Below are 11,563 nucleotides of genomic sequence, written 5' to 3'. Positions count from 1 at the left end.
ATACGTAGACCAGAAGATAGTTTCTCCATGGATTTGCCTTGTGCTACGTTTGCCGCGGACATTTGGCGGTGTGTGTTAAGTGAAGCGATATTGTGGTTGATAATCATAAGTAAAAATCCTCCCTGATTTTAACGGTTCACGTCCTTGTGAACCTGATTGGTATGAGGAAAGAAAATCGGCCGACTCTTCTTTCCTGATACATCTTTTTTATCGGGGAGGATTGACGGTATTTGATAGGACTTTACACCTATAATTTTGTATTCTTTAGAAGTTCGCTCATATTGATGGTGATTTCGGCAGCTTCGACGTTTTCGTTTTGGATTTCTTCGAATAATTCTTTCCGGTACACATCCACTTTCTTTGGTGCTTTGATGCCGAGTTTGACTTGGTCTCCTTGAACGGCGATGACGGTGACTTCGATGTCAGAGCCGATGAGGATGGATTCATCCTTTTTACGTGATAGGATCAGCATGCGTCATTCCCCCTGCTTTCGACTTTGGCGAATAGAGGGGTGCGGATTTCATAATTTGTATCATTCAGGATGACCTGCTTCCCGCGGCGGCTTTTCAGGTCAATGACGATGGGTGCCTGCAGATTGAGTGTGGATTCCTTGAACGGCTCTTTCACGGAGACGATGGAGAAGACGGTGATATTCTCCTGTGTTGCCCCGATTGCCTGTACACTCTCCTCCTCAAGCTTGAATTCATAGTCTGGGTGAGTCAGGAATGGGCTTGTGAGAATGAAAGCTAGATTCGCTGTTTCAGCAGACTGAAGTACATAGAAGGTATTTTCCTCTGTCAGCGGCAGGATGACCCATTTCTTCTCCCCGCCAAAGCCTGGCAGTCCCTCTTCAAATAAAAGAACTTCAGATTCAGCCAGCTCCTGCATGCCATGATATTTGGTTGCTATTTTCATATGCCTTCCCCTCTCTATCTATCATTAGGTAAATTTTACACGAATAGCCAAAATAAAGCTTGGCCCAAAAGGGGACCAAGCTTTTTATCATCTTAAGAAATCGACGAGTGAGCGCTGAATCAGATTCGCCCCGACCGTTAAGGCTGCTTCATGAACGGCCTTTTGGTTGGTGTAGTCAGTGATGATTTTCTCCAAATCAATATCCTCGTTATCACTCATCGCCTTTGTGGCCAGCTCCTCTTGATAATTGATTCTTGATTGCAGAAGCTCAAGTCGGTTGTATCGGGCACCTAGGTCTGAGCGCTCCGCCGAAAAGCTGGAGATATGTCCGTCTAAATCCGCCAGCAAGGAATCAAGATCCGGGTCATCGGCTGTCATTTCAGCAGAGATCTGACTGATTGTATCGAACATGCCCTGGCCAAGAAGCGCATTCAAATTGGCATTTGCCTTCAGCTGCGAGCCTCGTGATACTTCCACTAAATACGCAGAATCAGCTGCGTTCACCGTTACATGGCCCGCATCATCCATTGCGACAGGTGCTTCTGTTACATTTGTTCCGTTAAAAATATATCGTCCTGCTACTTGAGTATTCGCGACTGAGACTAAATCAGCCTTCAACTGGTTGATTTCCTTTGCAATCGCCTCACGGTCCACATCAGTGTTCGTATCATTTGCTGCCTGTACGACAAGCTCGCGGATACGCTGGAGATTGCTGTTTGCCTGCTCCATCCCCGCCTCTGCATTATCCATCCATAAGTACACTTCAGAAAGGTTCCGTTTATACTGTGTCACTTCATTCAGGTTGGAGCGATAGTACATACCTTTTTGGGCGATGACTGGGTCATCGGATGGCTTGGCGATTTTCTTGCCGCTCGACATTTGTTCGAGCATGGTCGCCATTTTCCCGTAACTAGTATGGATGTTGCGTAATGAATTGGACGCAATCATGCTTTGTGTGACTCTCATCTTCTATTCACCTACCTGCCGCCTATTCCTAGGCCATTAATGATTCGATCTAAACATTCGTCAAGGAGCGTGATCATCCGTGCAGAGGCGTTATACGCCTGCTGGAATTGGATGAGATTCGTCATCTCCTCATCAAGCGATACCCCGCTCACGGATGAGCGCTTGTCGCTGACCGATTGCAGCAAGATTTCGCTATTGCCGGAGAGACGATCCGATGCTTGAGCCTTAACCCCCATCTCACCGATGACCTTTTGCAAATAACCGGTCAGGCTGGACTTCTCCGCTGCCTGTGCGTTATTCTCGCCCGCATCCTTATAATTGAATTCGGCATATATGACATTAGCGAGACGGAGGACATTCGCTGCGTCCCCATTGATTGGGTTCTCTGTTGTCGCCGTTGCAATATTATCAATGCTCTCCATAATCGGGTCAGCAATCTGGATACGTCCTGCGAAGCCTTTGATGGCTCTAGGCTCTGAGCTTCCATCCTCATCGGCGAAGAAAATGGTTTCCGTATCCCCGTGGGCGAGTTCATTCACACTTAAGCCCGCTTTATGTACTTTATTGAATTCGGTCGCAAAGATAAAGGCCATATGGTCGAGCTCCTGGAGCATATCCGTCACTTCGCCCTTCACATTGCCATCTGTATCGACAAAGCCATAGCCCTCCATCATGGCGAGGAGCTTGCCCTTTGAGGCAAAATCACTTGCCGCAAGCTTTGTATCGCCGATTGTTACCGTATCAACAGCTGAGTCCTCTCCGTTTTGCGTGAGGGAGATGGTATTGAAACCATCCTTGTCAACAAGTGTGACTGTCTGGTCCGTTCCGTTCAGGAAATGGATAACAGCTGTCCCTGCAGCCTGGGCACTGGATAGACCGCCATTGCTGACATATTCCACCTTGATCGAGAAAATCTCTGACAGTTCATCAATGAGGTTATCGCGGGCATCATATAGATCATTCGGTAAATAGCCATTCGGCTCAACGACGGCGATTTGCTGATTGAGATTGTCAATCCCTTCAAGAAGGCTATTCACATCTCTCACTGTCACCTGCAGCTCATTCTCCAAATCGCTCCGCACCCTCTGCAAAGATTCGCTCAAGTATTGGAAGGTTCCTGCCAAGGCTACCCCACGCTCGCGCACGACCGTCTTCGCGCCTGAGTCAACAGAATTCACGGCAAGGTCCTGCAACGATTGCCAGAAGGTATCAATGGAATTGGCGAGGCCTGTATCATCCAGCTCATTCATGACATCCTCAAGCTTTCCCATCACATCAGACGCTGTGCCATAATAGCCAAGCTTGGAGCTTTCATTGCGGTACTGCACATCTAAGTAGTTCTCGCGAATACGCTGAATGGACTCTGCCTTTACGCCGCTCCCGAGTTGACCGGGCATTTGCCCGTGGTTCAATCCGGGGCTTGGATAGGCGGTATCTGCAGCCTGATTCACACGCTGACGGCTGTAGCCGAGCGTATTCGCATTCGCAATATTATGTCCGACAACAGACAAAGCCGTTTGCTGGGCGACAAGACCGCGCTTGGCCGTTTCCAGCCCATGGAATGTAGATGTCATAATGGCTCCCTCATTTCTTTACTCATGCTCTTGAATCAAATAGTGACCGGCCCGCTCTCGACTCCCGAGTCTGCTCCGGCCGTTCATATGTATAGGTATCCTCTTCCGGCAAGAAGAGATCCATGTTCATGTTCACGAATTGTAGCGATTGCTGGACCAGCTGGCGATTCAGCTCATTTTGTGCCTTCAGCTCTGCGACAATCTCCATCAAATGGCTTCCTCCTTCAGCTAGAAGCTCAGCTTCCTGTATGGTTGCCTTCTTCAGACAATCGGCCAGCGTCCCTTCCTTTCCGCCAAGGTACGCTCGAACCAGTTCAGCCCGCTTCGCCTCAATTCTCTCTACCAGCTGAATGAGCTTTCTTTCCTTTGCAATGATGGCAGCGAAAGATTTTATGTCCGATTGCTTAACCACCTCTGTTTGCTCCTTTGACAGCTTGAGCAAATCCATATGCACCCTTGTCAATTCATCCAATTTGTCGATAATCTGCTGCACCGTCATCTCTTTCTTCTCCTCATTTCCAGTCTTCAGCAGGGATGAGGGGTAAAAAGAAAAGCCAGTATCAGCCTCATACTGGCGATCCCCTCTTGCTTATTTTCCTGTATAAAAGTTCAGCAGGCCTTCTGCTGTTGCCTTCGTATTCACACGGTAGGTTCCATTGTCAATCTGATTCTTAATCTCATCTATTTTCGCTTGGCGGTCACTCGCGACAGTGGGGCTGTTTTGCAGCTCCATCGCCTGCTTGGAGATTTCCACCTTATCCGTTTGTGCCGTTTTCATATCTGTTCCTGCTCTGTTGACGCTTTTTTGGTACGCCTGAATTCCATAGTGGCTAATTTGATTAATCTTCATCATTGTTTCCCTCACTTCCCTATCATTTTGGGGTCTAATGATAGATTCGTTTGCCAACTCCTGTTTATTATCGGCAAAGCAAAACTTTTTTTCACCTTCTGCCTGATAAATTATCGCATAGGGAAAAACCATTGCCAACCAAGGAAAATCAGCGCTCTTTCAAGAGCCTTTGGTCCCATTCATGCAGCTTCAAATCTGCCTCAAGCTCAACTATGCAGCCCGTGCATAAGCGGTCTTTCCGGATAAGCTCCTCACATCGTTCACATGGATAGCCGAGGTTCGGGTAAGCCATAATCCGCAGGCGTCCATTTTTCATGAATTGATGGAGCTCCTTCAGCTCCACACCGGTTTCCGCCGCAACATCCTCATTCGTCGCCAGCTCGTTCTCCCGTTTCTTCAAGAATTGCTGTACCTGCTGAAAGCGCTGTTCTTCCTTCTTGTAACAGCTTTCGCAACTATTACTCAAATGATTTTTCAAAAATAAGTTCTGGCATACCGGACAATTCGCAAGCTCTGCCATCTTCCTCTCTCCCCTCCGCTCGTTTCTATTCCCTAATATCGGATTTGGGGAGAAAAATTGAAGCTAACGTGCGATGGTTATTGATTTCACATTGACGGCTCCAGCTTCTTTTAAGATAAGCGCAGCCTGCCGCAGGGTCGTGCCGGTCGTATAAATATCATCAAGCAGGAGAACCGTCTTCCCCTCATAATCAGGAGCATTCGGATGGAGGGTAAAGACCTGCTGTCTCTCTATTCGCTCCCTCCGCGTTTTCTTTGCCTGCTTTTCACTGTGTAATCTGACCAGCCCCTCCACTAGCATAAAGCCGGCACATTCTCCGAGAGCCCTTGCCTGATTGAATCCGCGCTCGGCCAACCTTTCTGTGCTTAACGGGACAGGAATCATCAAATCAGCTTTCGGAATGGTCTTCTTCAGCTGACGTGCAAATAGACAGGCCAGTTCATAATCCCCCCGATATTTGAACCGTGCGATATACTCCTTCATGAAGGCATTGTATTGATAGAGTGAAACATTCGCCTCAAGAGCTACTCCGATTCCCGGTATCGCCTCCCACCGAATACAATCGTCACACTTTCCTTTCTCTGCCATGGGCCGGCTGCATACGGTACAGCGTGGTCCTTTCAGCGGCTCCAGCTGGACTTTACAGCTCTCACAAAGCAAATCGACCTCAGTCAGAAACAGCAGTCCTGACCAGCCTGTTTGTTCCTCAAATGGGGTGTGGCAGTATAAACAAAGCTCTTTTTGAAAGAACATCAATCAAGCAGCCCCCTTCTTCCCGCTTCCTCATTCATGCGAATGATCTGCTGAATGGAAGCAAGCATCTCCTCTGTTTTCCCATAATGATAGAAGACGACCTCACCACTTGGATACTCGCGTGAACGTCCGACCCTGCCTGCTATTTGAACAAGAGCCGCCTCTGTGAAGATCTCATTCTCCGCACCTATTACAGCGACATTCAGTCGCGGAATGGTGACGCCTCGCTCTAGAATCGTTGTCGTCAATAAACCCTGAAGCTCTCCGCTTCGGAGCTTTAACACCTTCTCGCGGCGTTCCGGGTCTTCGGCATGGACAGAATCAATCGAGGGAATCATCCGTTTGATTAAGGGAAGGGCTTGTTCCATGAGGGCAATATGAGGAAAGAAAATCAGAAATGGTTCATCCTTTTGGATAATGGCAGTCAGCCAGCTGGATAAGGGGGCTGGAATCCGTCCTTTGCGGAGGCTTCTTTGCCAATTACCACCCCAGCGAAGCTCTGGCACGGGGATCGGTTTCCGGTGGAAACGCGCAGGCAGGACGACTCCTGGCAGCATCCCCTTCTTATATGATTGCTGGAAGACCAAGGATGGGGTGGCGGTTAAATAGATGCGGGTACTATTTCTTTTCCCCGCCTTTTCAGCGGCAAATTGCAGACTGCGGTCGAAGGAGAATGGGAAGGCATCGACCTCATCAATAATCATGACATCAAAGGCATCCTGATAGCGGAGGAGCTGGTGGACAGTGGAGAGAACCAATGGGGCAAAGGCATGCTTTTCCGTGCTTTGACCATGGAGGGCGATGACAGGCATATTGGGGAATACCGCCTTCAGCCGCGGTTCAAGCTCTAGAATGACATCAGTGCGGGGTGCTGCAATACACACCCGCTTCCCGTCTTTAAGCGCTTCTTCTATCCCGGCGAAGACCATCTCCGTCTTGCCGGCACCGCAGACTGCCCAGACAAGCAGCTCAGACCTATTTTGAACAGCCTGAACGATTGCCTTTGATGCCTCAGCTTGTGAGGAAGATAGTGTGCCATTCCATTTCAGCCTTGCCGATGCAGCATTCCATTCAATCGGCTTGCCGCCCCATCCATAGAGCAGGCTGCAGGCAGAGACTCGTCCCATCATGATACATTTCCGGCAATACAGACACTCGGTTCCACACACCTGATGGGGAAAACGCGCAAGCAGCCGCTCATCATCATTGCCGCAGCGCCGGCATTGACCGTTCTCAATACCTTTTGTCGTATAAATAGCTGCTTCATAGAGTGAATCGTGATACTCAGAGGGGATTTCTTGAAGGAGAAGCTCTCTTCCGGAGAGGAGGGATTGTAAGGGGGATTGGACCAATTGATTTGGCCTCCTTTTTCGTTAGAATAAAAAGACCGGCTGAATAATCGGATCAGCCGGTCCCTTGGTGTTATCTGTTTGATTAGCGAATTGTCCAGCCGAGTCCCATGGCCCCTTCACCTAAATGGGTGCCAATCACCGCACCGAAATAACTGATGACAAATTCAGCATTAGGATATAATTGCTCTAGCTCTTGCTTCAATTCAATCGCTTCCTGCTCCGAATTGCCATGAATGATAGCTGCTTGGAGAGGTATGCCTTTTTGATAATCTTGGTCAAAAATTTCAATAACGCGCTTCAAGGCTTTCTTCTTCGTGCGAATCTTCTCATATGGCACGATTACCTTCTCCTCAAAATGAAGAATCGGTTTCACCTGCAAGAGGCTGCCAATCAAAGCAGATGCCCCGTTCAGACGGCCGCCGCGCTGCAAATTCTGCAAATCATCGACGATGAAGTAGGCATCCGATTCCGAACGAAGCTCTTCAAGACGTGCCATGATCTCCTTAGGGTCTTTCCCTTCCTGCGCCATCTTGGCTGCCTCAATAACATAGAAGCCTTGTACCATACAGCTGATTTCAGAATCAAAGGCATGTACCTCAATTCCATCCACCATATTACCGGCCGTGATAGCCCCTTGGTAAGTGCCGCTGATTCCGCTTGATAAATGGATGCTGATTACGGCATCGTAATCTTTGGAAAGTTGCTCAAACAACTCAACGAATTGACCGATTGGGGGTTGGGAGGTAGTGGGAAGTTGGCCGTAGCGGCGAACCATTTCATAAAAGTCAGAAGCCGTCAGCTCGATTTCTTCTCGATAGGCTTCTTCACCGAACACAACATTTAGAGGTACGATATGTATATCAAAGCGATCACGTAAGTCTTCTGGAATATACGCTGTACTATCCGTTACTACTGCAGTCCTCATATTATAGTAAACCTTCCTTATTTTTGGTATTTACCTTATTTATATTCTCCATTTTATATGATAATCACTCCATTTGCATTAGATTGTTCAAAATGACAAAAATTTAACTCTTAGGTATCTCTCCCAAGCGTTTCCCTAATATAACCAAATCACGCTCCACCCCGTCAAGTTCAGCCACACGCGGCATATGGGCCCATGTATCAAATCCGTACCGTTTGAAAAGGCGAATACTTGGCTCATTATGGCCAAAAATAAACCCAAGCAGTGTGCGGATTCCATAATCCGGCGCCCGGCGGATTGCCTCCTCAAGAAACGCCGCTCCGATTCCGCGCTTGCGGTAGGCGGGGTCCATATAAATACTCACCTCTGCCGTCGCCTGATAGGCAGCCCGTCCATAGAAATCCTGAAAGCTAAGCCAGCCAATGATGACTTCATCCTCGGTCATTACCCAGAGTGGACGCTGATTTGGCTGATGATCATGAAACCAGCCTGTACGGCTCTCTACTGAAACCGGTTCAAGGTCAGCTGTTACCATCCGGCCTGCAATTGTCGAATTATAGATTTCGACAATCCTTGGCAAGTCCTCGATATGAGCATCCCTGATGTATCTTTTTGGTTCCATCTTCATCCCCGCCTTTTCGATTCTTTATTAGGGAATGTACCAAAAAACGACTTATTTGTATAGGAAAAAACGCCTGCCCAAAGGACAGACGTTCATATTATCGGACCTCGACCCAGCCATTTTTGATTGCATAGACGACGGCTTGAGTACGGTCATTCACATTCATTTTTTGTAGAATATTGCTGACATGGTTCTTGACTGTCTTCTCGCTAATGAAGAGCGTCTCCCCAATCCCGCGGTTGCTCTTTCCATCTGCAAGTAATTGCAGGACTTCGCATTCACGGCGCGTCAGCAAGTGCAATGGACGACGAATCTCCAGGTTTAAGATATTCTCTCCGCCAGCTGCCTCATCTGTCGCCAATCTCCGGTAATCTCTTACAAGATTATGCGTAACCTTCGGATGCAAGTAAGAGCCGCCCGATGCGACCACCTTAACCGCTTCAATCAATGCATCTGCATCCATCTCTTTAAGTAAATATCCAAGGGCACCCGTTTTGAGCGCATGGGTCACATAGTTCTCATCATCATGAATCGATAGGATGATTACGCGTGAATCAGGATGTCTTTCAAGCAGCTGTGCTGTTGCTTCAACCCCGTTCATTGTCGGCATATTGATGTCCATGATGACGACATCTGGATGATATGTATCTACAATGGAGAGTGCATCTGGTCCATCATCTCCTTCGGCTACGACTTTAAAAGACGATTCAAAATCAAGAATACGCTTTACACCTTCACGAAAAAGCTGATGGTCATCTACGATTGCGATTGTTGTTGTCATTATGTCTCCTCCATTTCTCGTACATTTGTCTATCACTATTATATTCTTGATTTTCCTAAAACTACAAACATTTGCCAAAAATATAACTAGATAACTATTTTCCTCATTTATTTACACTTTAGATGATGACTTTAGCGGAATTTGTATATAAACCAATGTTCCTCCGCCAACACTTGACTGGATTGTCAATTCTCCCTCAAGTGTGTCGACACGCTCATTCATACCCATAATGCCGAATGAACCCTCTGTATGCTTCTGCGGAACAAAGCCTTTTCCGTTGTCACGTACGGTCAGTGTTCCTTTATCATTCAAAAGCTCTAATTTCACAATAATAACGGACGCTTCCGCATGCTTAATCGCATTTTGAACAGCCTCCTGGGCCAATCGAAACAAGGCCACCTCATAATTTGGCTCAAGCCGTTTCTCCTGCCCATACACCTGAAACTTAAATTCAATCTGCGGATTATACTCTCCGATTGTCTGCAAATATTTTCGCAACGTCGGAATGAGCCCTAGATCATCTAGTGCCATTGGGCGAAGATCATAAATAATGCGGCGCACTTCTGAGAGAGCGCTTCTTACCATCTGCTTCAAGGAGCGGATTTCAAGGAGTGCTTCTTCTGGTCCTCTTTCTCTGAATATTCGCTCAGTTAAATCGGAACGAACCATGACATTTGCGAGCATTTGTGCAGGTCCATCATGAATATCACGCGAAAGCTTCTTCCTCTCCGCTTCCTGCGCTTCGATAATCTTGAATCCGAAGTCCTGCTTTTGTTTAAACATATCCAATACATCAGACATTTCACGTAAATCACTGTTTAAGTATTGCAGCACGACCGTAATCTGTGACACGAGATTATCGGCCCGATCGATTGTTTCCTGTAATCCGGTCAGACGCCTCTCCAAATCATCGCGGCGCTTGCGCAGCTGTTTCTCAAGCTCCCTATTCATCGTCAAATCCACCTGGAGCATATGTGCCTTCTCATAGGCATTCCGGACCTGTTCCTCCGTAAACTCCTTAAATCGGGAAGAAACAAAGCTCAGCCGCTTCCTTGACTCGCGAGCCTTTCGTTCGAGTTCATCACCATCGGTTATAACCTTTGACACCATCGCCTTCACTGTCTCAAGCTCTGATATAATTTGATCATAATCATGCTGGCACTGTTCGCCAATCTCATAGATTTCTGATTTGCTATAATTAACCGTCTCTATCATATTATCCAGAATACGGTCTAGTGCTTTGCTGTCTATTTTAGGTACCCTCACATGAAATACCTCCTATCCATCTCTCATGCGCTAAACCAAAAGACCCTCTTTTTATATCGAACGAAAGAACAAGCATTTATATCATTCGTTAGATGTTTTCCATTTTTTGCGGGTACAAGTTTGATAATTAGGATATATTATCTGTATTACCGTAAGGGAAAATTAACATCATAGTCAAATTATAACACTTATTTTGCCAGTTTTAGTCATATAGGCACTACATCCTGTATTCATACCTACAATAAATGCGAAATAAAAAGTATACTAGACTTGATACAAAGAGAAAGGCGGCAGTTCTCATGCTGAAATCATATAAAACCGTTAAAGGATACGGAGAAGCCGAACAAACCATTCAAAAATCACGCTTCATCACCTATGTGAACCGTGTCGAATCAGAGGAGGAAGCCCTCAACTTCATCCAAACCATTAAGAAAAAACACTGGGATGCCACCCATAATTGCTCTGCCTACATGATCGGCGAGCAGGACCTCATCCAAAAGGCCAATGATGACGGTGAACCAAGCGGAACAGCCGGTGTTCCCATTCTCGAAGTCATCAAGAAAAAGGGTCTGAAGGACACCGCTGTTGTCGTCACCCGCTACTTCGGCGGCATCAAGCTAGGTGCCGGCGGCCTTATCCGTGCATACGGCGGCTCAGCCTCCCACGGAATAGACGAGACCGGCATCGTTGAACGAAGACTCATGACCATCATGAAATCAACCTTCGACTACACCTTGCTCGGCAAAATCGAGAATGAGCACCGCAACTCTCACTACGCCATCAAGGAAATTCATTATCTCGACAAGGTCATGATCGAATCCTATGTCGAAGAAGACGACAAACAAGCCTTCACCAGCTGGATGACCGACCTCTCAAACGGCCAAGCCTCCATCGAAGAAGGCGAACAGCTCTACCTGGAACACGACCTATGAGGATACAGAGATAAGGCATTCAGATACGCAGCGTATCTGGATGCCTTTTTATTTGTCTTTCTATGGAAAGGCCACCGATAGCACAAATCAAGGGATTCTGCCCTCCC

The 11,563-nt window shown here is 47.2% G+C and carries 14 protein-coding genes; 1 reads left to right on the top strand and 13 read right to left on the bottom strand.

Features of this window, described 5'->3' with window-relative positions:
• Positions 1 to 247: 247 nt before the first annotated feature.
• From csrA to ACI35L_RS08690, 13 genes are all read right to left on the bottom strand, one after another.
• A complete protein-coding gene (csrA, locus tag ACI35L_RS08750) occupies positions 248 to 472 on the bottom strand; it encodes a carbon storage regulator CsrA (protein WP_049669421.1) in 225 nt (74 codons plus the stop codon).
• On the bottom strand, positions 466 to 915 hold the full coding sequence (gene fliW, locus ACI35L_RS08745) for a flagellar assembly protein FliW (protein WP_049669420.1): 450 nt from the start codon (positions 913 to 915) through the stop codon (positions 466 to 468). Before fliW ends, csrA begins: the two co-directional genes overlap by 7 nt.
• A gap of 87 nt (positions 916 to 1,002) precedes the next feature.
• On the bottom strand, positions 1,003 to 1,881 hold the full coding sequence (gene flgL / locus ACI35L_RS08740; protein WP_439802688.1) for a flagellar hook-associated protein FlgL: 879 nt from the start codon (positions 1,879 to 1,881) through the stop codon (positions 1,003 to 1,005).
• 11 nt (positions 1,882 to 1,892) lie between these two features.
• The gene (flgK, locus tag ACI35L_RS08735; protein WP_439802687.1) at positions 1,893 to 3,455 is read right to left on the bottom strand and encodes a flagellar hook-associated protein FlgK; all 1,563 of its coding nucleotides are present in this window, start codon (positions 3,453 to 3,455) and stop codon (positions 1,893 to 1,895) included.
• A gap of 22 nt (positions 3,456 to 3,477) precedes the next feature.
• Complete coding sequence (locus ACI35L_RS08730; RefSeq protein ID WP_049669417.1) at positions 3,478 to 3,954, bottom strand: flagellar protein FlgN; 477 nt, start codon at positions 3,952 to 3,954, stop codon at positions 3,478 to 3,480.
• Positions 3,955 to 4,044: 90 nt separating this feature from the next.
• Positions 4,045 to 4,308, bottom strand: a complete 264-nt coding sequence (flgM, locus tag ACI35L_RS08725) for a flagellar biosynthesis anti-sigma factor FlgM (protein WP_197089889.1) — start codon at positions 4,306 to 4,308, stop codon at positions 4,045 to 4,047.
• A 145-nt stretch (positions 4,309 to 4,453) separates the two neighbouring features.
• The gene (locus tag ACI35L_RS08720; protein WP_439802686.1) at positions 4,454 to 4,825 is read right to left on the bottom strand and encodes a TIGR03826 family flagellar region protein; all 372 of its coding nucleotides are present in this window, start codon (positions 4,823 to 4,825) and stop codon (positions 4,454 to 4,456) included.
• A gap of 63 nt (positions 4,826 to 4,888) precedes the next feature.
• The gene (locus ACI35L_RS08715; protein WP_439802689.1) at positions 4,889 to 5,578 is read right to left on the bottom strand and encodes a ComF family protein; all 690 of its coding nucleotides are present in this window, start codon (positions 5,576 to 5,578) and stop codon (positions 4,889 to 4,891) included.
• Positions 5,578 to 6,930 (bottom strand): DEAD/DEAH box helicase, encoded by a 1,353-nt coding sequence (locus ACI35L_RS08710; protein ID WP_439802685.1) that lies wholly within the window; start codon positions 6,928 to 6,930, stop codon positions 5,578 to 5,580. Before ACI35L_RS08710 ends, ACI35L_RS08715 begins: the two co-directional genes overlap by 1 nt.
• An 82-nt stretch (positions 6,931 to 7,012) precedes the next feature.
• The gene (locus ACI35L_RS08705) at positions 7,013 to 7,855 is read right to left on the bottom strand and encodes a DegV family protein (RefSeq protein ID WP_049669412.1); all 843 of its coding nucleotides are present in this window, start codon (positions 7,853 to 7,855) and stop codon (positions 7,013 to 7,015) included.
• A 103-nt stretch (positions 7,856 to 7,958) separates the two neighbouring features.
• Entirely contained in the window at positions 7,959 to 8,477 is a 519-nt protein-coding gene (locus tag ACI35L_RS08700; protein WP_049669411.1) for a GNAT family N-acetyltransferase, read from the bottom strand.
• A gap of 97 nt (positions 8,478 to 8,574) precedes the next feature.
• On the bottom strand, positions 8,575 to 9,258 hold the full coding sequence (locus ACI35L_RS08695; RefSeq protein ID WP_049669410.1) for a response regulator: 684 nt from the start codon (positions 9,256 to 9,258) through the stop codon (positions 8,575 to 8,577).
• 111 nt (positions 9,259 to 9,369) lie between these two features.
• On the bottom strand, positions 9,370 to 10,524 hold the full coding sequence (locus ACI35L_RS08690; RefSeq protein WP_082196976.1) for a sensor histidine kinase: 1,155 nt from the start codon (positions 10,522 to 10,524) through the stop codon (positions 9,370 to 9,372).
• Between the two features lie 299 nt (positions 10,525 to 10,823).
• Here ACI35L_RS08690 and ACI35L_RS08685 point away from each other — a divergent pair, with 299 nt between their 5' ends.
• Positions 10,824 to 11,456 (top strand): YigZ family protein, encoded by a 633-nt coding sequence (locus ACI35L_RS08685; RefSeq protein ID WP_049669409.1) that lies wholly within the window; start codon positions 10,824 to 10,826, stop codon positions 11,454 to 11,456.
• Positions 11,457 to 11,563: the final 107 nt, after the last annotated feature.

The organism is Pradoshia sp., assembly GCF_051873915.1.
In the GTDB taxonomy this organism is placed as follows: Bacteria; Bacillota; Bacilli; order Bacillales; family Pradoshiaceae; genus Pradoshia.
The sequence above is the reverse complement of the archived record's forward strand: the minus strand, read 5'-3'. Positions and strand labels throughout refer to the sequence as shown.